General features: G+C 36.8%; 18 protein-coding genes, 1 tRNA gene and 1 pseudogene. 9 read left to right on the forward strand and 11 right to left on the reverse strand.

What is annotated here, in order from left to right:
* Position 1: 1 nt before the first annotated feature.
* Complete coding sequence (locus DET49_RS07790; RefSeq protein WP_133547533.1) at positions 2-2818, reverse strand: M16 family metallopeptidase; 2817 nt, start codon at positions 2816-2818, stop codon at positions 2-4.
* Between the two features lie 316 nt (positions 2819-3134).
* A complete protein-coding gene (locus tag DET49_RS07795; RefSeq protein WP_133547534.1) occupies positions 3135-5615 on the reverse strand; it encodes a M14 family metallopeptidase in 2481 nt (826 codons plus the stop codon).
* Positions 5616-5904: 289 nt separating this feature from the next.
* Here DET49_RS07795 and bshC point away from each other — a divergent pair, with 289 nt between their 5' ends.
* Positions 5905-7518, forward strand: coding sequence for a bacillithiol biosynthesis cysteine-adding enzyme BshC (gene bshC / locus DET49_RS07800; protein WP_133547535.1), 1614 nt, complete (start codon positions 5905-5907; stop codon positions 7516-7518).
* Between the two features lies 1 nt (position 7519).
* On the forward strand, positions 7520-8884 hold the full coding sequence (locus DET49_RS07805) for a pyridoxal phosphate-dependent decarboxylase family protein (protein ID WP_133547567.1): 1365 nt from the start codon (positions 7520-7522) through the stop codon (positions 8882-8884).
* Positions 8885-8900: 16 nt separating this feature from the next.
* On the opposite strand, the gene DET49_RS07810 is transcribed toward DET49_RS07805, so the two are convergent.
* Positions 8901-9626 carry an SIMPL domain-containing protein gene (locus DET49_RS07810; protein ID WP_133547536.1) on the reverse strand — a complete coding sequence of 242 codons (726 nt, stop codon included), beginning with the start codon at positions 9624-9626 and terminating at the stop codon, positions 8901-8903.
* Between the two features lie 82 nt (positions 9627-9708).
* On the opposite strand from DET49_RS07810, the gene guaA reads away from it, so the two are divergent.
* From guaA to DET49_RS07825, 3 genes are read left to right on the forward strand one after another with little or no spacing between them, the layout of a single operon-like run.
* Positions 9709-11241 (forward strand): glutamine-hydrolyzing GMP synthase, encoded by a 1533-nt coding sequence (gene guaA / locus DET49_RS07815; RefSeq protein WP_133547537.1) that lies wholly within the window; start codon positions 9709-9711, stop codon positions 11239-11241.
* A gap of 27 nt (positions 11242-11268) precedes the next feature.
* Positions 11269-13251, forward strand: a complete 1983-nt coding sequence (locus DET49_RS07820) for a LysM peptidoglycan-binding domain-containing protein (RefSeq protein ID WP_133547538.1) — start codon at positions 11269-11271, stop codon at positions 13249-13251.
* Positions 13241-13642: an OsmC family protein gene (locus DET49_RS07825; protein ID WP_133547539.1), complete on the forward strand. Its 402-nt coding sequence runs from the start codon at positions 13241-13243 to the stop codon at positions 13640-13642. The genes DET49_RS07820 and DET49_RS07825 overlap by 11 nt, the downstream gene beginning before the upstream one ends.
* A gap of 136 nt (positions 13643-13778) precedes the next feature.
* On the opposite strand, the gene DET49_RS07830 is transcribed toward DET49_RS07825, so the two are convergent.
* From DET49_RS07830 to DET49_RS07840, 3 genes are all read right to left on the reverse strand, one after another.
* Positions 13779-14723 (reverse strand): NAD(P)H-dependent flavin oxidoreductase, encoded by a 945-nt coding sequence (locus DET49_RS07830; protein ID WP_133547540.1) that lies wholly within the window; start codon positions 14721-14723, stop codon positions 13779-13781.
* 20 nt (positions 14724-14743) lie between these two features.
* Positions 14744-15934 carry a tRNA 2-thiouridine(34) synthase MnmA gene (gene mnmA, locus DET49_RS07835; RefSeq protein ID WP_133547541.1) on the reverse strand — a complete coding sequence of 397 codons (1191 nt, stop codon included), beginning with the start codon at positions 15932-15934 and terminating at the stop codon, positions 14744-14746.
* A gap of 158 nt (positions 15935-16092) precedes the next feature.
* Positions 16093-16494 carry a lipocalin family protein gene (locus DET49_RS07840; RefSeq protein ID WP_133547542.1) on the reverse strand — a complete coding sequence of 134 codons (402 nt, stop codon included), beginning with the start codon at positions 16492-16494 and terminating at the stop codon, positions 16093-16095.
* Between the two features lie 230 nt (positions 16495-16724).
* On the opposite strand from DET49_RS07840, the gene DET49_RS07845 reads away from it, so the two are divergent.
* Positions 16725-18575, forward strand: a complete 1851-nt coding sequence (locus tag DET49_RS07845) for a fasciclin domain-containing protein (RefSeq protein ID WP_133547543.1) — start codon at positions 16725-16727, stop codon at positions 18573-18575.
* 206 nt (positions 18576-18781) lie between these two features.
* Here DET49_RS07845 and DET49_RS07850 read toward each other — a convergent pair whose 3' ends face one another.
* From DET49_RS07850 to DET49_RS07860, 3 genes are all read right to left on the reverse strand, one after another.
* Positions 18782-19786, reverse strand: coding sequence for a M28 family metallopeptidase (locus DET49_RS07850; RefSeq protein WP_133547544.1), 1005 nt, complete (start codon positions 19784-19786; stop codon positions 18782-18784).
* A gap of 120 nt (positions 19787-19906) precedes the next feature.
* A complete protein-coding gene (locus DET49_RS07855; protein WP_133547545.1) occupies positions 19907-20611 on the reverse strand; it encodes an SGNH/GDSL hydrolase family protein in 705 nt (234 codons plus the stop codon).
* 107 nt (positions 20612-20718) lie between these two features.
* Positions 20719-21288 carry a hypothetical protein gene (locus DET49_RS07860; protein ID WP_133547546.1) on the reverse strand — a complete coding sequence of 190 codons (570 nt, stop codon included), beginning with the start codon at positions 21286-21288 and terminating at the stop codon, positions 20719-20721.
* Positions 21289-21543: 255 nt separating this feature from the next.
* Between DET49_RS07860 and DET49_RS07865 the strand changes: the two genes are divergently transcribed.
* Positions 21544-21628, forward strand: a tRNA-Ser gene (locus tag DET49_RS07865).
* Between the two features lie 94 nt (positions 21629-21722).
* Here the strand turns inward: DET49_RS07865 and DET49_RS18675 are convergent.
* Positions 21723-21815: a hypothetical protein gene (locus tag DET49_RS18675; RefSeq protein WP_243729576.1), complete on the reverse strand. Its 93-nt coding sequence runs from the start codon at positions 21813-21815 to the stop codon at positions 21723-21725.
* A 149-nt stretch (positions 21816-21964) separates the two neighbouring features.
* On the opposite strand from DET49_RS18675, the pseudogene DET49_RS07875 reads away from it, so the two are divergent.
* Positions 21965-22183 (forward strand): annotated as a pseudogene (locus DET49_RS07875) (transposase); the annotation flags it as partial.
* Positions 22184-22489: 306 nt separating this feature from the next.
* On the forward strand, positions 22490-23284 hold the full coding sequence (locus DET49_RS07880; protein WP_133547547.1) for a GLPGLI family protein: 795 nt from the start codon (positions 22490-22492) through the stop codon (positions 23282-23284).
* Positions 23285-23817: 533 nt separating this feature from the next.
* Here the strand turns inward: DET49_RS07880 and DET49_RS07885 are convergent.
* Complete coding sequence (locus DET49_RS07885; RefSeq protein ID WP_133547548.1) at positions 23818-24309, reverse strand: DUF305 domain-containing protein; 492 nt, start codon at positions 24307-24309, stop codon at positions 23818-23820.
* Positions 24310-24390: the final 81 nt, after the last annotated feature.

Raw genomic sequence — 24390 nt, forward strand, 5'->3', positions numbered from 1 at the left:
ACTATTTAGTTTCGTTTAATAAAATAGGTTTTCCCAACTCGAGATCTTCCAGTTTTTCCAATTGGGTTGCTGCATCTCCTACAATTAAATAATACATCTTATTAGGATTTATGTATTTTTCAGCAAGTTCCCTTATGTCCATCACAGTTAGTTCGTTAACCATTTCTTCCCGTTGTTTTATATAATCCTGGTCCCGATCAAAGGAGCTAATTTCACTAAGCATCTCCAGTTTGGAATTCAGTGTTTCGAATTTTCTGGCGTTACTTTTCACCATAAATCCGCGGGTAATTTCCATATCTTCCCCGTCAAAATTCTTAGAATAATTTTCAATGATTTCTTTTATAAGCCTTACAGCATCGTAAGTGATATTTGTTCTAACCCCGCTGGAAATTAGAAAAGATCCTTTATTTATTCCTCCTTCAAATCCGGAACGAATTCCGTATGTATATCCTTTTCCTTCCCGTAATTCCTGTGTAAGTTGTGATGCAAATCCACCACCGCCTAAACGGTAATTCATGACTTCTGCCGGATAAAAATCATTATTGGTAGCCGAGAGGGCTGGAGTCCCAAATCGTAAGACCGATTGTTTGGCACCAGGGACATCATAAAAAAACAGTTGTGATTCCTCTGGGAGCTGGGGCTGTGCAATTTCCGGCATTTCTACCGATTTTGGTGGCCAATCAACCGATAGACCGCGAATTCCCTTCAAGGCTTCTTGTTTTTCTATGGCGCCAACTACATGAAAAGCACTTCTTTTGGGACTAAGGTTTTTTGAGTAATAGTCCTTAAGATCTTTTAATGTAATGTTAGTAACCGATTTTTTGGTTCCTAACTTATTTTGTCCTAAAATATGATCTTGGCCATAAATCAGCTTTCTGAATTCGTTGTTTGCAATAGTATTAGGATCGGCCTTTTGCTGCTGGATTCGGCTAAGGACTTGTTGTTTTGCCAATCTAAATTCGGTAGAATCCCACCGAGGTTCCAGTAATATTTCCTGAACCAAGTCTATAGTTTGGCTATAATTTTTTGCCAGCGTACTTCCGCTTAAAACAATTTTTTCCTCGCCTGCATTTATACGAATATCAACACCCAATAATTGTATGGCTTCTTCCAATTCCTGAGGAGTTTTGTTTTTTGTTCCTTTTGTCATCAGTTCCGTAAGAAGGTTGGAAACCCCAACTTTATCGGGATCCTCTAACATTAGGCCACCCTGCATCTCTAAACTGAATTTAATCAAGGGAACTTCTTTATTGGTTATTCCATAAACCTGCAGACCCGAGGGAAGTGTATCCATCCAAATTTTTGGTAATTTTAATTCTGGTGCACTACTATAAGGCGGTTCCACACTACGGTCAAAACTCGAAGGTGTTTTTTGGTAAGAAGCTTCTCCGGAAGAAAAAATTTCTTCTTCCGCATTTTCTACAATCTTTTCTTCAAATACTTCGGCCTCCTGAGAATGTGCTAAGGCGAGTTCGGTTTGGCCTTGGGGTACAAAACTGGTCGCCACAAAATGTTTGCCTTTTATGTATTTATCGTAAACACGGTTTACATCCTTAGGGGTCACTGCAAGTATTTTTTCGACATCTCTATTAATGTAATTCGGATCGTTGGCGAAAATTTGATATTGTGCCAATTGAAATCCTTTGCCTAAAACACTGGAAAGACTGTTATAAAATTCGGTTTCCTGTTGTGCTTTAATACGTTTTAAATCGCTCTTAGGAATACCTTTAGCTTCGAATTCTTCAAAGGTTTTAAAGATTTCTGCTTCTACGGAATCCAGATCGATTTCATTATATGCTCTAACCTGAAGCATCAATTGACCCGCTAGTTCAGAAGTGTAATTGAACATTTGTACATTGCCGGTAAGCTCTTTTTCTGCAACTAAATTTTGGTATAAAGGAGCATTTTTTCCTTCACTTAAATACCTGGCTAGTACCTCTAAAGCATAGGTGTCTTCATGGTAAGAATAGACTGATGGCCAGGCTATAGTTAATTCGGGGAGTTGGGCGAAATTATCTTCATAAACCAATTTTTTTGTTTCAGAAAGATCTACAAGTTGCTTTTCTTGTCGCTTAATTTCCGGCCCACGTGGAATTTCATCAAAATATTTATGCACCCATTCTTTGGCTTGTTCCTTATTAAAATCGCCTGAGATTGTGAGGGTGACGTTGTTGGGAACATACCAGTTGTTATAAAATTCCTTTACATCTTCCAGGGTTGCATTCTGGAGATCTTCCAGGGAGCCAATGACCTGCCAATTATAGGGATGATCTTCGGGATAAAGGTTTTTATCGATAACATACATTGTATGACCATATGGACGGTTATCAACAGCTTGTCTTTTTTCATTTTTAACGACTTGTTTCTCTTTAGCAAGTACGGGTTTGGTGACCGTATTGATGAAATAACCTAGTTTATCGGCTTCGGCCCAGATCATTTTCTCCAGCGCATCTTTGGGAATTGTTTGAAAATAATTCGTACGATCGCGGCTGGTAGAGCCGTTAGCCCCAGAGCCACCTATTTTCGCACTCAGTTTATCGAGACCGCCCTTTCCAAGATTTTCCGATTCCAGAAACAATAGATGCTCAAAAAGATGCGCGAAACCGGTACGGCCTTCCTTTTCACGTGCAGAGCCAACGTGAGCAGTTAAGGCCACTGCAACCACAGGATCAGATTTATCCAAATGAAAAATAACGTTTAAGCCATTTTGTAAGGTGAAAGTTTCAAAATCCACATTGAAGTCAGTGGATTCCTGAGATTGGATATTCTGAGAACTTGCAAAACTGCAAAGCAGTAAAAGTATTATTCTGAATTTCATCAAGCTAATTTTTTAACTATCCAAAATTAGTGTTTATTTCGATTATTTCAGAATTAATACTGCACACAAGCTAAAGCTGGACACCAAACGATACTTAAAGGGTTTTAAAAATTACTGACGCAAAATTAAAAGGTCTATTTTTTTAAGAATTGCATTATCAGGGAGTGGTAGGATTTTGGTAACTGTTTTAAATTTTTTCTTAATTCTCTTCCAATTCGCGAAATCTGTTATTATTGAAATGCTTAAACAAGGAGAAATTAAGACAGTTTGGCTTCTGTGTAAATGATTTGCGGCTTTTTATTAATTACAAAGCAAATTACATCCTGTATTTGTCATTGTTTACAAAGAAAATCGAATTCGCAAAGAACAACTTCCCATTTTCCCAAAAAGCACGGAATAATGGATTATCTACCATATAGATAATACTTCCCTTATCCATTCTTTCTTCCCCAAAAACCAGTGAGTTTTCAAGGTTCTTTATAGCGGAACTGCCGGCAAAACCCGCTACTATTTCCGGTTTTTGAATGTAGGAAATATTGTAGTCTTCTTCCAATAGCTTATAACTGTCACTGCTCAATTTTAGGCTGTAATAGGTGTCGCCGTATCCAAAAGCCATCGGGTGGGTGTGGTCAAGCTTAGTTTTTAAGATACTCCCAGTGATCATATCTTTAGCCCTTTCACGCTCTCTTTGGGCATAAGGAATTAAATTTCCGACTGTGGTGGAATCTGTGGTTTCTGATTTGTTTTCTTTAAGATTGAAATCCTTTTTACCAGCAAAAGTTCCAACAGCGCTGCCTATTGCGATAAGTTTCCCGCCACTACGCACCCAGTTTTTCACCTTCTTCCAGGTATCTTCATCCAGAATATTAGAATAATCACCTTCAGGTAATATTAAAACATCGAACTGCGATAAATCTACATTTTTAAAATAATTCACATTTAGGGAGGTCAGGGGATAATGGAGATCCTGCTCAAAAAAGTACCAGATTTCTCCATAGTTTAAAGAAGAAGTGCTTTCTCCTTTTAAGACAGCCACTTTTGGCGGGTTGATAAGTTTTACCTCTGGAGAACCAAAATCAGGTCCGCTTCCTGCAAAACTAGAATGAGCCGCAATTAGTTGACGTTGGTATTTATTACCGATTTTGATTACGATTTGATCAAAATCTTTAATATGAATATTATCGCTTTTTGTAATGACTAAACTTCCACGATCAAAATGTTTTCCTTCAATTTTAAAAGGAATTTCAGTGAAACGAACTTTGATATTTGCTTTTAATAATGCTACTAAAAACCGGGCGTCAATTAAGGCATTCCATTTCATGACATAACCAGCGCCTGAGGGGTTTGCTGTATTTTTAATTTCTGAAGCAACTATTGATTCTTCAGAATCAACTCTACCTTTACTTGCTATGGCTTCCAAACCGTAGGCATAGGGTAAACTCCAGGCGGTAATATCATAAGTTAAAGAATCGGTTAGAGACGTGGAAGGCTCAAAAAGTACTTTTACCATCTTCCCTTTAGGTTGGCTTGTATGGACGACAAGCGTATTTTCATCAACGTGGAGATCACCTTTTTTTCCTTCAGTATAATTATATCCTTTCACATTTTCTGAGACCGCCTTTTCAAACTGAATTTCATGCAGATCGAGTAGTTTTTTTAGCGACGCGATTTTATCAGGATTTCCCTTTAAGACATAAGATTTATATTCTAAATCTGAGTTATTAAAGTATTTTTTGAATTCTGAATTCAAGGCAGCGACATTTTTCATTGCAACTTCAATAGTGGAGAGTCCCGTAGTATAATGATGGGCCACACGGTCTTTTAAAGTGAGTTCATAGCCTTCCTCGGTATAAATACCCAATCCTGCACGGCCATGGCCTGCCTGTTCGTAAGTCATTCCAATGGCTCCCATATAGGTTGGATATGTGTCGCCGTAACTCGGATATAACAAATCAAAACGTTCTTTAGTGAAAAATAACCAGCCTTCCTTATCAAAATATTCAGCATGGTTTTTTCCGATCTGGGTTTGAAATTTCCTTTGAAATGGAGTGATAATTTCGTGGAAAGGTTCTGCGGCCGGAGCAAAATAATATGGTTCATTAATGCCCTGTTCATGAAAATCTACGTGAATATGTGGCATCCACTTATTATAAACTTTAAGTCGTTGCTGTGTCTCAACTTGTGTCGCCCAGGCCCAATCACGATTAAGATCGAAAAGGTAATGATTTGGTCTTCCCCCCGGCCATGGTTCGTGATGTTCTGCTGCAGCCGAAAGCGGATTGTAAGGTTCTGCCTTTACCTGGTTGTACCAGTTAACGTAACGATCTCTGCCATCAGGATTAACACAGGGATCTATAATTACCACTGTATTTTCCAGCCAATCCTTTTTTTCGGTAATCAATTTAAATATGGTTTTCATTGCCGCCTCGGTGCCTGATGCCTCATTTCCGTGAACATTATAACTCAGCCATACAATGGCTTTATCACTTTCTCCTGTAGCTTCCGTAATTCTGGTGTTACTTAGATGCTTATTTCTAATTTCTTCCAATTTTTTTAAGTTTTCCTCGGAAGATATAACAGCATAGGTAAGCGGACGTCGTTCATTGGTTTCACCATAGTTAATGTAATTTACCAATGAAGAATTGTTTGCCAGGTGTTCAAAATAATTCACCACATCGGCATGCCTAGAGAACTGTTGGCCAATTTCATAACCAAGAAATTCTTCCGGGCTTTGTAATTGTGCATGGATTTGTAAACCTAAAAATAGAAATATGACAGAAAGTAAAATTGATTTCATTAATTGATTTTAAAGGTTGAATATGAATTGAGGTAAAATGCCTTAAAAGTTCTTTCTTTATCGAGTAGCACATGTTTTAGCATCTAATGGCTGTCAATAACCAAAATCTTTGCTCCCAAAAAAGATACACAATGACTTATCTAATAACCATATTAATGTAGAAGGAATTTTAGATTAGAATTATGAAAATCCTGCTTTATGAGTAAAAATAGTGTCTAGGGGCAAATTAACTAAAATTTAGTGAATAAAATTTCTAACTTCGGTATCTTTACCATCCAAAAAATTGCTAATGCCAACCGACTGTATTCCGTACAAAGAAACCAATTATTTTACCGATCTTATTTTAGATTATCTCTCCGAAAAAGAGGAATTAAAAGCCTTTTATAATCGTTTTCCTAAACTGGAGAATTTCAAGGCACAAATGGAAGAAAAATCTTCTTTTCCTAGGAAAAATAGGGAAATTCTAGTGAAAGTATTAAAAGAGCAATATTCAGGGCTGGATACTTCCGAGGCTACACGAAAGAATATTGAAGCGCTTGGAAGGACTAAAACTTTTACGGTGGTAACAGGGCATCAGCTTAATCTGTTTACCGGGCCGCTTTATTTTTTATATAAAATTGTTTCTACGATAAACCTTACCCGAAATTTAAAGAAAAAATATCCTGAAAATGACTTTGTTCCTGTCTACTGGATGGCCACGGAAGATCACGATTTTGAGGAAATTAATTTCTTCAATCTGAATGGAAAAAAGTTTCAGTGGGCCAATGCACCCAGGGATGCCGGTAATGCTGCAGTGGGAAAACTATCTACGGCAGGTCTTAAGGATGTATTCAAACTTTTTTCGGCTGAAATTGGTGGAGGAAAAAATTCAGATTTTTTAAGGGAATTATTTAAAAGTTCTTACCTGGAGCACGATAATCTAACAGAAGCTACTTTGCATCTTGCAAATAAGCTATTTAGAGAAGAAGGTTTGGTTATTCTGGATGCACAGCAGAAAGAACTAAAAGAATTATTTATCCCATATGCGAAAAATGAACTTTTAAAGCAAATTTCACATAAGACAACCAAGACCACAGCAGAAAAACTAAACCAGCTTGGTTATAAAGTCCAGGTGAATCCACGGGAGATCAATTTGTTTTATTTAAAAAACGGCCTTCGGGAACGGATTCTGGAACGGGATGATGAATATTTTGTTCACGAAACGGAAATTCATTGGAGTAGGGCCGATATACAGAAGGAATTAATGAATTTCCCTGAACGATTCAGTCCGAACGTGGTGTTGCGACCTTTATACCAGGAGGTGATTTTGCCTAATCTATGTTACATAGGGGGCGGCGGGGAATTGGCTTACTGGTTGGAACTGAAAGAATATTTCGAGTCCGAACAGGTAGTTTTTCCGGTTCTGTTACTTCGGAATTCGGTATTGATTCAGTCGAAAAAATTAGAAAAAAAATGTGCCAGGCTTAATATTTCAAAAAAAGAACTGTTTTTAAAACAGCACGAACTTATCAATAGAAAAGTTCGACAAATTTCCAATATTGATATCGATTTTTCTAGGCAGAAAGAACATTTAGTCCAGCAATTTCAGCAAATGTACGAGCTGGCTGAGCACACCGATAAATCTTTTCTCGGTGCAGTAAAAGCTCAGGAAGTTAAACAGTTAAAGGGCCTCGATAATTTGGAAAAGCGCCTTTTAAAAGCACAAAAACGAAAACTGGAAGATGAGGTAAATAGAATTGCCGAGCTGCAGAATGAGCTTTTTCCGAATAAAAGTTTGCAGGAAAGACAAACCAATTTTTCGGAGATTTATGCCGAATATGGTAAGGAATTATTTACAGTATTATTAAAAGAATTAAACCCGCTAGAGGCGGATTTTAAAATTTTGACTTTTGGAAAAGAATAAAATGCATACCATAGATATGGATTTGGTTGAAATGACTTTAGATGTTATGAAGTATACCATAGACCGTATCTCGAATATTACACCTGAAATGGGAGCTCCTAAAAAGGAGGACGAATTATTTCGAATTGTTGGTGAAACGGTAACCCCGGAAGGAATTGGGGGCGAAAATGCCTTTCAATTGTTTCGTGATGTCCTTGTAAAGGCAACCGTGCCAATTGATCATCCCAGACATTTGGCTTTCGTACCTGCTGCACCAACCCGGGCTGCAATTATGTTCGATTTGGTAACTTCGGCTTCCAGCATTCATGGTGCTTACTGGATGGAAGGTGCAGGTGGTATTTTTTGTGAAAATCAGGCAATGAAATGGTTGGTTTCACTTACTGGTTTACCTGAAGGCGCTTTTGGTGTTTTTACAAGTGGTGGTACGGCGGCAAATCTTTCGGCAATGGTTGCAGCACGTGAAGAATGGCGTAACCGTGATAGCCAGAACGTAGGAAAAAAAGCTCTGCTGCTTACTTCCAATGGTGCACATAGTTCCATACAGGCCATGGCCAAAGTAATTGATGCTGATGTGGTTATGATAGATTGCCAGAAAGAAAACCTTACTGGCCAGGAATTGCAAAACGGCATAAACGAACTTGAAGCCAAAGACAGGAACCGGCTCTTTGCAGTAGTAGCTACAGGAGGAACTACCAATGCCGGCATTATTGATCAGTTAGATACTATTGCCGAAGTTTGTGAAAAGGAAAAGGTATGGTTTCACGTTGATTGCGCCTATGGAGGTGGAGCCTTGGCTGCACCATCCGTAAGGCATTTATTCAATGGGATTGAAAAAGCGGATAGTATTACCATTGACCCCCATAAATGGCTGTTTTCTCCTTATGATTGTGGGGCGGTGATTTATAAGGATTTAGAGTTGGCTAAAAATGCTCATTCTCAAAAGGGTGCCTACCTCGAAATTTTTAAAGACGAAGGAGCCCAGGGATTTAATCCAGCCGATTATCAAATTCAGTTAACACGAAGAATTCGAGGAATGCCTCTTTGGTTTTCCTTGGCAATGCACGGGACCAATAAATACCGTCAGGCAATCGAGACCGGAATTTCCCTGGCCCAAATTGCTGCCCGTAAGATTGAAAAACGGGAGAACCTCGAACTGGTAAGACCCGCGAGTTTATCAGTGGTTTTATTCCGAAGAAAAGGTTGGAGTCCGGAACAATACAGGGACTGGACTTATAAAAATCATCGTGATGGTTTGGCACTGGTTACTCCTACCACCTGGAAAAAGGAAACGGTAGTGAGGTTTTGCTTTATAAATCCGGATACTACCGATGAAGATATTGATATTATTTTGGATACTTTGAATTAAAATTTCAGCAATTTTATTAATCAATCTCATAATCCAACCGCATTGTAATAGATGCGGTTTTTCTTTTATCGGCTGTATTGTAGGCACCACTCCAGCTATAATCTTCTCCGCTATTTTGGCCGGTGATCTGGAAAACACCCATATTCGCATTTTTCAATTCACCTAAATTGCCACCGCTATTTACGGCAATTCGCTCTGCTCTTAATCTAGCATCCTCCGTAGCTTTGGAAATCATCTCAATCTTTAAATCAGCGAGTTTGGTGTAATAATATCTTGGTGGCGTCGAATTAAATTGCACGCCTTTATTAAGCAATTCAGTAATTTCACGGGCTACGGATTCTGCTAGTTCCACCTCGCTGGACTCGATTTTTACATTTTGGGTAAGTTGATAACCCTGAAAGATACTTCCAATATAATTTCCGTTCTGATATTGATTTTCCCTTTGCTCTGTAGTTTGTACCGAATTAAATACAATGTTTTCGTGGTCGATTCCTTTTTCAATCAGATATTTACTTACAGTTTCCTTGTCACGGTTTAAATCTTTATAAGCTTGTTCTAGGTTTGGACTCATACGACTAAAACTGCCTTCCCATACAATTAGGTCTGATATGAAGTTCTCGCTTCCAGAACCGGTTACAGAGATTACTCCGTCTGGATTAGCTCTACTGACATAAGACTCTCCCAGAAACCAGGCAGCTAATACAATTGCAATGGCAAAAATTATGGCACTCAAATATTTCATATATAAAAAGTTTGTTCTGAATAAAGATAGAAAATAAACCCGCTGGTTATTTTATTTTTGCCTCAAATTCTTACTTTTGTCTATGCAAAAAAACGTACTCATTTTAGACTTTGGTTCGCAGTACACGCAACTAATCGCAAGGCGTGTAAGAGAGCTCAATATTTACTGCGAAATTTATCCTTTCAACAAAATCCCAGAGGATATTTCAAGTTTTAAGGCGGTCATCCTCTCTGGGAGCCCGTTTTCTGTTAGAGGAGAGGATGCACCGCATCCCGATCTATCCAAAATTCGCGGTAAACTTCCAATTTTAGCAGTTTGTTACGGTGCACAATATTTTGCCCATTTCCATGGCGGAAAAGTAGAAGCCTCGGAAACCCGTGAGTATGGAAGGGCAAATCTTTCAGTAATTAAGGATGCCGAACCGCTTTTTGAAGGAATCATGGAGAATTCTCAGGTTTGGATGAGCCACAGTGATACTATCAAAGAGTTACCAACAAATAGTGTGAGAATAGCTAGTACTACGGATGTTTTAAACGCAGCTTATAGAATTGAAGGAGAACAAACCTTTGCAATACAGTTTCATCCTGAAGTTTATCATTCTACTGATGGTAAGCAGCTGTTAGAAAATTTTTTGGTAAATATAGCAGGAGTGGCGCAAACCTGGACCCCGGGTAAATTTGTTGATTTAACGGTTTCAGAACTAAAAGAAAAAATAGGTGATGATAAAGTAGTTCTAGGTTTAAGTGGAGGTGTTGATTCCAGTGTAGCTGCTGTTTTATTGCATAAGGCTATCGGAAAAAACCTCTATTGTATTTTTGTGAATAACGGGTTACTTCGGAAAGGAGAATTTGAAAGTGTTTTGCATCAATATAAAGATATGGGCCTAAACGTTAAGGGGGTTGATGCTTCGGCACGATTTCTGGATGCCTTAGCTGGAATAAGCGATCCTGAAGAAAAAAGGAAGGCAATTGGTAATGCCTTTATAGAAGTATTTGATGATGAGGCTCACCAGATAAAAGATGTCACTTATTTAGCACAGGGAACTATTTATCCTGATGTAATTGAATCAGTTTCGGTCAATGGAGGACCTTCGGCAACGATAAAATCACACCACAATGTGGGGGGGTTACCAGATTTTATGAAGCTGAAAATTGTAGAGCCTTTAAAAATGCTGTTTAAAGATGAAGTGCGCAGAGTGGGTGCCGAAATGGGAATTGATAAAGAATTATTAGGAAGGCATCCTTTTCCAGGTCCGGGATTGGCTATCAGAATTCTTGGAGATATTACCGCGGAAAAGGTGAGAATCCTTCAGGAAGTAGACCATATTTTTATCCAGGGACTAAGAGACTGGATGTTATATGATAAAGTATGGCAAGCAGGAGCTATTTTACTTCCGGTAAGTTCTGTTGGAGTTATGGGAGATGAGCGCACTTACGAAAAAGTTGTAGCTTTAAGAGCCGTAGAATCTACCGACGGGATGACTGCAGACTGGGTTAATTTGCCCTACGAGTTTCTGCAAAAAACTTCGAATACTATAATAAATCGGGTTAAAGGCGTTAATAGAGTAGTGTATGATATAAGTTCAAAACCACCGGCTACTATTGAATGGGAATAATTTTTGCGCTTAATTAAACCAAAGAATATGAAATACCTTTTAATATTTTGCTTTTTATTTCAGTTGTCAAGCCTGGCAGCCTCGGCTCAGGAATTTAAATACCATACGGTGAAAGCAGGGGAAACTGTATATAGTATCGCCAAATCCTACAATGTTTCAGAAGAAGCGATTTATAAATACAATCCAGATGCCAAAGGCAAATTAGAGATATCTTCGAAATTGGTGATCCCGATAAGTGAAAAAGAAGAGCTTCCCTCAGTAAGTGAAGATATTCAGTTTATTACTCATAAGGTAAAACGAAAGGAAACTTTGTACCGACTTTCAAAGGATTACAATGTTGAAATTGATGAAATTAAAAGGTTTAATAAACATCTTTATGCTGAGGAATTACAATTAGGAGAAGATATTTTAATTCCCCAAAAGCAAAAAGCATCTAATATTATTGCGGAAGTATCTTCTGCTGTAGATTCTCAGGCATCTATTCCTTCAAACCAACAAACCCCTGATACTCGAGAGCACGTAGTTTTACCAAAAGAAACCAAATATGGGATTGCCCGTAAATATGGACTAACCGTTAAAGAACTTGAAGAATTAAATCCAAAAGTGGACGTTTTACATCCTGGTGTAATGATCCGTGTGGGAACCAATGTTCTAGATGAACCTGTTATTTTAACAGACGAGGTTTTTCAATTTTATGAAGTAAAACCAAAAGAAACCTTATTCGGTCTTTCCCGGAAGTTTGACGTTCCACAGGATTCATTATTATCTTTAAATCCGGCTTTGGAAGATGGGTTAAAGATAGGAATGGTCCTAAAAGTTCCTAATACGGACTTAAATGAGGGCAACTTTTCGGAAGGTGAATATGAAGAAATGACCAGTGCTACGCAAGGCGCAAATACAAATAATAAATTAGATCTTTCTAATAAAATAAGCAATTACCAAACCAAAGAACTCGTGGTTCTGTTGCCTTATCATCTCAATGACATCAAGCAGGATTCTCTTTCAGCTTATAAAGATGCCATTTTGGATAATCGTGTTATGCGTATTTCCTTAGATTTTTATAGAGGAGTACTTATGGCGATAGAAGATGCACAGGAAATGGGAATTTCAACCCGAGTTAGAACTTATGATACACGCCGAAACGTGCAGGAGGTTATCAATATTATCAATACCAATGATTTTAGTAATGTAGATGCTGTAATTGGTCCATTGGTACAAAATACCATTGAAACCGCTGCTTCAAAATTAAGCAGATATAATATTCCTGTTATAAGTCCCTTGTCTAATCGAGAGATGCGATCTTATTCTAATCTGTTTCAATCACGTCCCACCGATGAGATTTTAAAAAGCGCAATGTTCGATTATTTAGAAAAAAATGCCTTAGGTAAAAATGTAATTATTATTGCCGATGGCGCTAGTAATCAGGTGAAAAATGAACTCATCCAATTAATTCCAAATTCCAAAACAATTCTTCCTACTGATGCCTATATAAGTGCAGAAAAAATTAAAGCACACCTTTCTAAAACTAAGGAAAACTGGGTGATTCTTGAGTCTTCAAATATAGGTTTGATAAGTAGTGCAACTTCGGCATTAAACCGTTTAGCAAGAGAACATCAAATTAAATTATTCACAACTAACAAAAATAGCGCTTTTGAGGATGATATTGTGGATAATGAGCATTTGGGCCGTCTTAATTTTCATTATCCCTCTGTAGATAAAGAGTATGATACTGCCTCTTCAGAAGAGTTTATTGCAGAATATACCGAAGAATTTGGAATGATCCCTAATCAATATGTAGTAAGAGGCTATGATCTTACTTTAGATGTATTATTGCGATTGGCTTCGGCTGAAAATCTCTATGATTCTTTTGAAAAATATTCAGGTTTTACGGAATATCACGAGAATAAGTTTCATTATACACCCAAGCGGGATGGAGGTTTTTATAATAACGCAGTCTATATTATGAGTTTAGATGAAGAACTTAATTTAGAAGTGGCTAATGACCAGTAAAGTAATTTATACCGGAAGTTTAAGAACCGAAGCCATGCATCTTAAAAGTGGCTCTACAATAATTACAGATGCTCCCATTGATAACCATGGCAAAGGTGAGGCATTTTCCCCAACCGATACGGTGGCAACGGCTCTAGCAAGTTGTATGCTTACTGTGATGGGAATTAAGGCTAAAGATCTTCAGTTGAATTTAAAGGGCACTTCAGCCGAGGTAACCAAAACTATGGCTGCCAATCCGAGACGGATTTCTAGAGTGGAGATCACCATTACTTTTCCTGAAGCTTATTCAGGAAAATCACAAAAAATTCTGGAACATACTGCAAGAACCTGTCCTGTACTGGAGAGTCTTCATCCGGAAATGGAGAAGGTTATTCATTTTAAATATTTATAAACCGCTTGTTTTTTTGTGAATTTTTGTTTTGCTGTTCAGGTTTGGGTCTGGAAATTGAAAAAATAAACTGGATTCAAAATAATTCTCTAAGCTGGTACGATTTATAAGGGCGTACTAATAGCAATATATTCCCTGGTTAAAAATCTAAAACTTCTTTCCTGGCAATTTCAAATTCTTCCATCATTTCTTTTACAATTTCAGCAGCAGGTTTAATCTCATGAATTAATCCGGAAATCTGTCCGATTTCTAATTCACCATTTTCAAGATCTCCCTCAAACATGCCTTTTTTAGCCCGTGCACGGCCCAAAAGTTCAATAAGCTGTTCTCTAGACGGATTTTTAGCATATAATTTTTGGACCTCCTCAAAAAATTTATTTTTCAACAATCTTACTGGGGCTAATTCTTTTAAGGTTAACTGAGTATCTCCTTCCTGTGCCTTTATTATCATTTCTTTAAAATTCTTATGTGATGAAGCTTCAGAAGAGGCTACAAAACGACTACCTACCTGTACTGCATCAGCCCCTAAAACCATTGCGGCAAGCATTCCATGGCCTGTGGCAATTCCACCTGCAGCAATTAATGGTATGGTAATCTTTTCCTTGACCATCGGTATTAGGGTAAAAGTGGTGGTTTCATCTCTACCATTATGTCCACCTGCTTCAAATCCTTCAGCAACAACAGCATCCACACCGGCTTCCTGAGACTTCAGAGCAAACTTTACACCACTCACTACGTGCACCACCTTAATATTGTGTTTCTGTAAATATTTTGTCCAGGTTTTAGGATTTCCGGCAGAAGTAAAAACGATCTCAACTTTTTCCTGAATAATAATTTCCATGATTTTATCGATATCAGGATAGAGAAGGGGTACATTTACTGCAAAAGGATTATTCGTTGCTTTTTTACACTTTTCAATATGCTCTTTTAAAATTTCTGGATACATAGAGCCTGCTCCTATAATACCGAGTCCTCCGGCATTACTTACAGCACTAGCGAGTTTCCAACCGCTAGCCCAAACCATTCCGGCCTGGATAATGGGATAATTAATTTTAAAGAGCTGAGTGATCTTATTTTTGGACATTTGCTTCTATTTTTCCCAATTTAAGAAATAACGCCTGAACCTAATAATTCTTCATTATCATACCAAGCAACAAATTGTCCTTCAGTAATTGAGGCTTGCGCTTCCTTAAAAACCACGTACATTCCATTTTCAGTTTGGTGCAAGGTTGCATCCTGTAGAGGTTGGCGATATCGGATTCTAGCTTTTACTTCTAAGGTTTCATCTGTATGTATTGTAAGATCCTTTCTGACCCAATGAACTTCGTCTTTATTAATAAACAGCGCCTTCCTATAAATTCCTGGGTGATTTTTTCCTTGTCCGGTATAAATGATATTTTCTACAACATCGGTATCAATAACAAATAATGGTTCCGGCGTACCACCAACAGCAAGACCTTTGCGCTGACCTTTTGTAAAGTAATGAGCGCCTTGATGTTTTCCAACAACTTTTCCATCATTAGTTGAATATTCATATTTTCTTGCAAGAAAATCCAGCTCCTCTTTCTTATTACTAAACTTGGGAATATCAGTAGAAAATATATGCTTTTCGGCTTGAATCTCAATGATTTCGCCTTCTTTAGGTTGTAATTTCTGTTGAAGAAAATCTGGTAATCTTACTTTCCCTATAAAGCAAAGACCTTGTGAATCTTTTTTTTCTGCCGTTACTAATTTTTGTTCCGCTGCAATTTTACGCACTTCGGATTTTTGCAATTCACCAATTGGGAACAAGGTTTTAGAAAGCTGCTTTTGAGTAAGCTGGCATAAAAAATAAGATTGGTCTTTATTATTGTCTTTTCCCGAAAGTAACCTATAGATAGTCTCCTTGTCTTTTTGGATTTCATCTTTTCGACAATAATGTCCCGTAGCTACGTAATCGGCTCCCAAGGAAAGCGCAATTTTCATAAAAACATCAAACTTTATTTCCCGGTTGCAAAGCACATCCGGATTTGGGGTACGACCACGTTCATATTCGTTGAACATGTAATCTACGATACGCTCTTTATACTGCTCACTAAGATCCACTGTTTGAAAAGGAATCCCAAGATTATCAGCTACCATCATTGCATCGTTGCTGTCATCCAGCCAGGGGCATTCATCCGAAATGGTTACCGAATCGTCATGCCAGTTTTTCATAAAAAGTCCAATTACATCATAGCCCTGTTTCTGCAAAAGATATGCTGAAACACTCGAATCTACTCCACCTGACAAACCCACAACTACTTTCTTGCTCATAAAAATAAAATTGAAATCCTCTCCGTTTAAAGTCGGAAAAGCGCTTGCGAAATTACGAAATTTTATAAGAAAGCTTGAATTAAGAGGATGGAGTATAAAAAGTAAGCGATCCAGAAGTTAAATCCTGGATCGCTTTTTTGTAAAAGAATAAATTTTAATTATTTTTCAAAAACAATACTGGTTTCAGGAGAAGCTATAGGTGTGAAAATAAAAGTGTCGCCATTGAAATCGGCTCTACCATTCAACTGACCAATACCTTCAAACGGAATTGTGAAGGTGTATATTTCACCATCTTTACTCCAGGTACTTTCAGAGCTGTCTTCTATTTCACAGCTTCCATCAGTTTCAGAGTAAAACTCAGAGTAAGTAGAAAAATCTGGATTAAAAGTTATATTTGAATTTTGATTGCATTCACTAAGCACAAATCCTTCAATTGGGGGGTTTGTGATTTCTACAGCATACCATGTTCCTAAAATATCATCCTCACCATTTGCATCATCATCCTCACTACAAGATACTAGTAGTGCAATACTGAAAAGCATTAAAAAAAGTTTTTTCATAACGTGTATATTAATTTGTTGTAAATATATTCAATTTTAAATAGGTACTGTAATAAAGCGTAGAGACGCATTATTTATTGTGTTGGCGGGTAGGTGAATTACAATTTATTGTTTAATAGTAATTAAATAAAATTAAACAATTAACTATTGTTTGAAAATAATTAACAAACAATAAACAAAAAATATACTACTTCTGATTTACTTTTAACCCGTAACAAAAACTTAGAATTATGAAAACTTTTAAATTTACTAAACTAGCCTTATTGACCTTTATGGTTCTGGGCCTATTTTCCTGCAGTGATGACGATGATGGAGGTGATGTAATAATGCCTAGTAATACCATTGTTGATTTTGTAGCAGAAAACGATGATTATTCCTCTCTGGAAGCTGCCTTAGAAGTAACCGGATTAGATGAGACTTTAAACAGTTCTGCAAATTTCACGGTATTTGCTCCTAATAATGCCGCGTTTAATACTTTCTTGTCATCTAACGGATTCAGCAGTCTTGAAGAAGTTCCTGTAGATATTTTAACTCAAATTCTTCTTAACCACGTTCAAGAGGGTGAAATTATGTCTAGTGCTCTAACCACTGGTTATATTGAAAGTATGGCCACTGGAATGGCATCTGAAGCTCCATTAAGCTTATATGTTAATACATCGGATGGAGTAACTATTAATGGAGTTTCTTCAGTTACTACCGCCGATGTTGAGGTAGATAACGGTGTAATTCACGCAGTAGACGCAGTTATAGGCTTGCCTAATATAACTACTTTCGCAACCGCCGACCCTAATTTTGATATTTTAGTACAGGCACTTACTGCAGATGAATCTTTTGCTTTTGTTGAAACCTTAATGATGACAGATGCTCCAGCTCCATTTACAGTATTCGCACCAACAAATGCGGCTTTTCAAAGTGTCCTTGAAGAGCTTGAATTAGCTGGCCTTGGCGAAATTCCCGCCGATCTTTTATCGAGTATTTTAAGTTATCACGTGGTGACTGGGGCTAATGTTCGCTCTGGGGAACTCACTGATGAAATGGTAGTAGAAACTCTTGAAACCGGAAGTTTCACGATTAATATTGGAGAAAATGTGACAATTACAGATGAAAATGGAAGAACTGCCACAATAGTAGCAACCGATGTTCAGGCAAATAATGGGGTAATCCATGCAATAGATACGGTACTTCTTCCGGAAAATGAAGCAATTGAAATTGAAACAAATACAATAGCCGATTTTGTAGCTGGAAACGAAGATTATTCTGCTTTATTGGCTGCTTTAGAAGCTACCGGTTTGACTTCAACATTTACCGGAACCGATAATTACACGGTGTTTGCCCCTAATAATGCTGCTTTTACTGCTTTTTTAAATGACAATGGGTTCAATACCCTCGATGATGTTCCAGTAGATTTATTAACCCAGGTTCTATTAAATCATGTTCAAACGGGAGAAATTATGTCCACGGATTTAAGTACAGGTTATATACCTAGTATGGCTGTATGGGGAGTTTCTGAAGAACCTTTGAGCCTGTATATTAATACTGATGATGGAGTTAGCATTAATGGAATGTCTACAGTAACTTCGGCTGATATAGAAGTAGATAATGGTATTATCCACGCGGTAGATACTGTAATAGGTTTGCCGGATATAACAACTTTTGCAACTGCCGACCCAAATTTTGACGTTCTTGTACAGGCACTTACCAGGGAGGATTCTTTTACTTTTGTAGAAACTTTAATGATGACAGAAGATCCAGCACCATTTACGGTATTTGCTCCAACCAACGAAGCTTTTGTAGCTCTGCTGGATGAACTGGAATTAGATGCCCTTGCCGATATTCCTGCTGAAACTTTAGAAGCGACCTTAGGTTATCACGTAGTTGCCGGAGATAACGTAAGATCAGAAGATTTGTCTGATGATCTTGTAGTTGAAACTTTACAAGGAGGGGAATTTGTTGTTAATATTGTAGATGGAAGTGTAATAATTACCGATGCAAATGGTAGAACTTCTACCGTTATAGCTGCTGATGTGCAAGCTGTGAACGGAGTGATTCACGCAATAGATAGCGTATTGCTTCCAGAATAATAAGTATTTATTATAAATGTAAAAATCCCCGGCAAGTTCCGGGGATTTTTTGTTTTATTTCAAAATTAGCTTTATGCACAGCTATAATGGTTTCAATCGGAGCGTGTTCCCATTTATTTAATGGACTACTTATTTTAGGATTTAAGTGGTATCCTACAAAATAGAAACTAAAAGATCAGCGGAGAAATAAATAAATTTTCGACCGCTTATTCTGAAGCTTTATCTACTACCAGTCTTTCATCACGGTTAGCTATTTCCCAAGCAGTGAGAAAAACTAATTTAGCTCTTTTCATTAAGGCTTCATATTCAATCTTTTCAACAGTATCCGTTGGTTTATGATAATCTGGATGAACTCCGTTAAAATAAAAAATCACAGGTATGTTGTTCTTTGCAAAGTTGTAATGGTCACTTCTATAATAAAAGCGGTTTGGATCATTTTCATCGTTATAAGTATAATCAAGATCCATATTCATATATTCCGAATTCACATTTTCACTAAGTTCGTGAAGATCGGTACTTAATTTATCGCTCCCAATAAGATAGATATAGTTATCATTACCCTTGTGCTTCTTATCTATGCGGCCTATCATATCCATATTAAGATTAGCAACGGTATTTTCTAAAGGAAATACAGGGTTTTCAACATAATATTTAGAGCCTAAAAGTCCTTTTTCTTCAGCAGTCAAGTGAATAAACAGGATAGATCGTTTAGGGGTGTAACCATCTTTTTGTGCTTTTTTAAAAGCCTCTGCAATTTCCAAAATAGCAACAGGACCTGAACCACCATCATCGGCACCGTTAAATATATTACCCTCTTCATCAACACCTACGTGATCATAATGAGAGGTTATCACCAATATTTCTTCTGGTTTTTCGCTTCCCTTAATAAAACCTAGTACGTTTTCAGAATCTTTAAGTTTTCCATCAAAGAATTCGGTTGGGATTTCTTGAAAATAATCATCATAACCTTCGGGAGCTTCAATCCCTATTTCCTCATACTCATCAACAATGTATTGCGCTGCTTTTTTTTGTCCTGGTTCTCCTGTATTACGTCCTTCAAATTCATCGCTGGCAAAGGTATAGAGATGATCTTTTAATTCAGGTACAGTAATGGTTTCAGCATACTCCATCGGGTTTGCATTCTCAACATTTTTTTGTGTGCCACAGGCTACCATGCCGGCAGAAAGGGCCACTAAAAGCATTTTCTTCATAGTTTATCTAAATTTGTGCAATTAATACTTCCTAAAATATTTTTGAAGTTTTTATTAAAGTCGCAGCAAGATAATAGTTTAGGTTTAAATTTCAGAGAATTCTGCAAAACTTTCTTTATTTTAAAGCTGCAATATTCTTTCAATAGTTTCTTTGGTGAGAGGAGCCATAATCCTATATCCAGCAAGATTTGGATGAACTCCATCGTCAGAGTATTTTTTGGGCAAACCTTGGTTTTTATCCTTTAGAGGAGTAAAAAGATCGAGATAAGTATGAGCGTTCTTCCTGGCGTAGTCCTTTATCCATTTATTGATTTGTGCAATTTTTTTAACCGGTTTCAAACCTGGACGCCATGGATAATCATAAACGGGTAGGATAGAGACGAGGATTACTTTAATATTATTTGCTCTAGCCAGTTGAGCCATTGCTTGAATATTATTTGTAATCATTTCTACTGACGAAAATCCGGTGTTGCCAGCAATGTCATTAGTACCAGCAAGAATTACAACTGCTTTCGGTTGTAGATTAACGACATCTGGTATAAAACGGATGAGCATTTGAGGAGTGGTTTGACCTCCAATACCGCGTCCTTCATAATTATTATTTTTAAAAAATTCTGGTTGTGAGGCTACCCAGCCTTCCGTAATTGAGTTTCCGATAAAAACTACATCAGGATAAATTTGAGATTCGATTATTTTTTTATTTTCGGCATTATATTTTTTAAGATTGGCCCAATCCTGTTTCATAAGTTCACTATAATCTGGTTTTTGCGCACACAATAGGTTGCTTAAAAGGATGAATATTGAAGTCGCTAATATTTTTTTCATTAGGTTTTAAAATTTTAAAAGTGATTCGATTGCATACTGGATTCATTATTAGGTATTGGCTTAAAAAATATTTCATAGCGGATTATCACTATTTTTTGTTATATATTCTAAAATCCAATAGAAAGTTTAGAATTTAATATAGTGCTAGGTCCTTGTGAATTAAGCTGTGTGTTAAAAATGGTCCTTGCCCCCACATCTAAAGTCACATTATTAAAATTACCTTTTAATCCTGTGCCTAATTCAGTTTGGGGAAATAGAGGATGCATATAAATATCCTGCAAATTAATTTCTTCATTAAAGGAAGGTGTTAAATATTGCCCGGATAAATAAAAACTGAAGGTGTTGTTAATTTTATACTCAAAATAAGCATTAAGGCTGCCTGAAAATGCAGGAGCTTTATTATTAAAAATTGTGTTCTGTTCTAAAAGCCCTGCACCCAAGGAAATATACCAATTATTGGTCTCGTAGTTCAATGTGTTGTTATATAATTTATAGTAACCAAAACCATCAATAGCATTCTGAGGCTTAGAATATGAAGTATAGAAGTGTACAGGTTGTTCCTCTGGACTAATGTTCTCATTTAAATTCTCATTTGTTTCCTGGCCTATTAGAGAAGAAAAACTTAATAAAAATAGGATGAAACCAAAAGAATAAGTAAAAAATGGGATTTTATTCATAATAGGACTTGTATTTTAGAATGCAGCAAAGCATTTCGATAAATTGGATAATATTTTAAAAATTCTTTCTAAAACTAAATTGTTAGAAAGATATTAATTTTTAGAAAGGGGAACTCTTAATTTTTTTTTAATATGCTAGTCACTGATAATTAGGTAATTTCAAAATAGACTAAAAAACTTCCAGGAAAGATTGTGTGTAATTGTAAAACCTTATTATATTTGCATCCGCTAAGCAGAAAAGCTTAGTTCTTTATTGGAGGAATGGCAGAGTGGTCGATTGCGGCAGTCTTGAAAACTGTTGACTGTAACAGGTCCGGGGGTTCGAATCCCTCTTCCTCCGCTGAAAAGCCCCGAAACACCAGTGTTTACGGGGTTTTATATTTTTAGGTGCCAGAAGAGGTGCCTGTTTATATGGATTAAGCCAATTGTTGTGTTTAGGCAAAAATTGTGGTTAATCTATATAGAAAGAATTCTACATTTTTCACTCCTCTAAACTGAGCTCTAAACGCTTTTATTTTTGCATTCAAGGATTCTGCTGAAGCGTTCGTACTTCTATTTATAATGTAATTGAGAATAGACCTGTAGGGTTATGGTGTTAGCTATAGTATTGTGGACTTAATACATTAGCTTGGACGGTAAGTTGAGTTAAAAGCTGTTGGTTATTATATTTACAGTGATGAAACCAAAACCAAAATATTACACTTTAGAATTTTAAAAAAATACAGTAAAGTTAAGTTATTCTAAAGGCAGTGTTTCCCAAGTATGAGAGGAGTTAGGTATTCTCCCTGCTGTACTTTACCGCGAACGTAAAGAACAAAAGGATTTTGGAAAGAACAGTTTTCCGGGTCGGGGTAAACCAAAGATGACCGATGAACAAAAAGAGATCACTACCCTGTATTAATTTCGAAAGTCCGTGATAACCTGCTTATAGGTTTGTTTATTATTTTTTTAATCAAAAAATTGCTCAATTCAATAGATAGCTGAAGAATAGGAGAATTTTAAAAAATAAATGAAGTCCGGATGAACTTGGAATATGTTTAGTAACTGTTCTTAAATAGAAAATTTAATCAAAAACCGGAGAGTAAGAAAGTTTCGCTACATTAGGACAGTAGAAAGACTAAAATCAACTTGGCTAGTTAAACTAACAAATCGAACTTGCCTTCTTTTTAGGAAGGCCATTAACCTTAAATAATTCTTTTCAATGATTTTAAGATTTTTGCAATTATTTATTTTATTGATTCCTATATATTCCTTCTCTCAAAAAATAATAGCCGACTTTAAATACAAGGTGACCTATGAGCTTACCTATGCCTTGGACAGTACCAAGCTGGATAGCAAAAAGAAGGATATGATGATATTGCTTGTAGGCGATGATCATTCGGCCTTCTCAAGTAGGGCGAAATTTTTCAGGGGAGAACTTATCGTTAAGGGTAACTCGGGTTCCACAGCAAAAGAAGGTCAGACTGACTTTCCATATACCATTATCAAGAGTCCAGAGGACAACAAGCTCTTTTATACAATGAGAATTGCTAAAGACTTTTTCTATTACGAGCAGGAATTAGATCTATTCAAATGGCAGCTCCATAATGAGACTAAGATGATAGGGGATTACAAGGTTCAGAAAGCCACTACGAGCTACGCGGGCAGAGATTACATCGCCTGGTTCACAGAGGACGTACCAGTTTCGGACGGGCCATTCAAGTTCAACGGTCTTCCAGGTCTGATCCTGGAGATTGCCGACAGGCGTAATCATTACAAATTTAAGTTTGCTTCTCTGGAAAGACTTGAACCTCCACAGTCTTTTAAGCTAAAATTGAATAGATATATCAAGACCACCAAGAATGAACTGTTTGAGCTCAGATACCGCTACAGGCGAGACCCATTTAAATATGTGAATAACCCAAACATAACTATTAGTCCTGAGACCCATAAAAAATATGTTGAAAGATTCACCAAGATGCTAGAGTCTGAAAACAACCCTATCGAGAAAAATTAGTCAATTATAAAGTTATCTTCAGCTCAGGATAATTCAAAAAAACCAGCAGATTGAGTATATTACTTGGGGAACAAAATAGCTAAATTTCACTAGTATTATGCGGAGAAAAAAAAACAAGTTTTCAAAGCGATAATCGCTCCGCTTGTTAACTTTTAAAATATCTCAAATAGCTCCACAAACTACCGTTTTTGGGCTTTTTAGTTTTTCGCCATATCAAAAAATTATTTAGTCTAATTGGCCTAAAGCCTAATTGTTGTGTTAAGGCAAAAATGTTCGTTAACCTCTATTATTTAATTTCAAATATTGCTATGTGCCTTTTGAAAATGATGGAATTCTTTAATCTTCAAAGATTCTTCTAGATTAGTTACTAAGGCTCTTTTATAACCAGGACCTCTACACGAACTGAAATAGTATCCTTTATTTTATTCCCAGAACCGGCCAGTGAAATCCGCAAGAAAAATCCCACAGCTTCCTGAAAACTCACAGTTAAAAAATATAATCACAATTTCCTATTTTATAAATAGGGTAGCATTTTAGTCTCCCTTGTTTTCAAGTCTATAAATTATTTTTTTCATTTCTGCAATTTCTCTTTTCTGTGCTTCAATAATTTCTTTGGCAAGTTTTTGGGCTTCGGGATCCTTGATATCTGCTCTTTTACTGGTTAAGATAGCAATGGAGTGATGCGGTATCATTGCTTTCATCCACAAAACATCACCAACTGGAATTTGTGCCCTTACCAAACCCAGTGCACTAACAAAAAGCAACAGGCTGCCTATGTATATGGCAATATTTTTTTTTCGATTTTTATACATTCCCAACATCGTGGTTAGCATAATTACTGCCATCGCGGCAATACCCAGACAAACCATATAGAACCTTGTTAGACTAAACCAAACGTGGTCCCATTCATAAGTGTTCATATACATCGTTATGTACATTGCTATAAATGAAAGGGCTAGCATAATTATAAATTTGGTATACATTCCGGTTTTAACTCCGCTGGTTTTTTTGGCTGCTGAATTCATATTTATAAGTTTATGGTGATTAATGTTTTTGGTGTCCGTCTAATTTTTAATTATAAAATACTAAGCAAGTGCTTATGACAA

Origin of the sequence: Salegentibacter sp. 24 (assembly GCF_004362395.1) — a bacterium.
Classification (GTDB): Bacteria; Bacteroidota; Bacteroidia; order Flavobacteriales; family Flavobacteriaceae; genus Salegentibacter.

Bases quoted from the DNA above. Each gene is read 5' to 3' on its own strand.
- DET49_RS07880 (WP_133547547.1), top strand. From the start codon at position 22,490: ATGATTTTAAGATTTTTGCAATTATTTATTTTATTGATTCCTATATAT.
- DET49_RS07850 (WP_133547544.1), bottom strand. From the start codon at position 19,786: ATGAAGAAAATGCTTTTAGTGGCCCTTTCTGCCGGCATGGTAGCCTGT.
- DET49_RS07830 (WP_133547540.1), bottom strand. From the start codon at position 14,723: ATGTCCAAAAATAAGATCACTCAGCTCTTTAAAATTAATTATCCCATT.
- guaA (WP_133547537.1), top strand. From the start codon at position 9,709: ATGCAAAAAAACGTACTCATTTTAGACTTTGGTTCGCAGTACACGCAA.
- bshC (WP_133547535.1), top strand. From the start codon at position 5,905: ATGCCAACCGACTGTATTCCGTACAAAGAAACCAATTATTTTACCGAT.
- DET49_RS07805 (WP_133547567.1), top strand. From the start codon at position 7,520: ATGCATACCATAGATATGGATTTGGTTGAAATGACTTTAGATGTTATG.
- DET49_RS07820 (WP_133547538.1), top strand. From the start codon at position 11,269: ATGAAATACCTTTTAATATTTTGCTTTTTATTTCAGTTGTCAAGCCTG.
- DET49_RS07860 (WP_133547546.1), bottom strand. From the start codon at position 21,288: ATGAATAAAATCCCATTTTTTACTTATTCTTTTGGTTTCATCCTATTT.
- DET49_RS07790 (WP_133547533.1), bottom strand. From the start codon at position 2,818: ATGAAATTCAGAATAATACTTTTACTGCTTTGCAGTTTTGCAAGTTCT.
- DET49_RS07810 (WP_133547536.1), bottom strand. From the start codon at position 9,626: ATGAAATATTTGAGTGCCATAATTTTTGCCATTGCAATTGTATTAGCT.
- DET49_RS07825 (WP_133547539.1), top strand. From the start codon at position 13,241: ATGACCAGTAAAGTAATTTATACCGGAAGTTTAAGAACCGAAGCCATG.
- DET49_RS07840 (WP_133547542.1), bottom strand. From the start codon at position 16,494: ATGAAAAAACTTTTTTTAATGCTTTTCAGTATTGCACTACTAGTATCT.
- DET49_RS07845 (WP_133547543.1), top strand. From the start codon at position 16,725: ATGAAAACTTTTAAATTTACTAAACTAGCCTTATTGACCTTTATGGTT.
- DET49_RS07855 (WP_133547545.1), bottom strand. From the start codon at position 20,611: ATGAAAAAAATATTAGCGACTTCAATATTCATCCTTTTAAGCAACCTA.
- DET49_RS07795 (WP_133547534.1), bottom strand. From the start codon at position 5,615: ATGAAATCAATTTTACTTTCTGTCATATTTCTATTTTTAGGTTTACAA.
- DET49_RS07885 (WP_133547548.1), bottom strand. From the start codon at position 24,309: ATGAATTCAGCAGCCAAAAAAACCAGCGGAGTTAAAACCGGAATGTAT.
- mnmA (WP_133547541.1), bottom strand. From the start codon at position 15,934: ATGAGCAAGAAAGTAGTTGTGGGTTTGTCAGGTGGAGTAGATTCGAGT.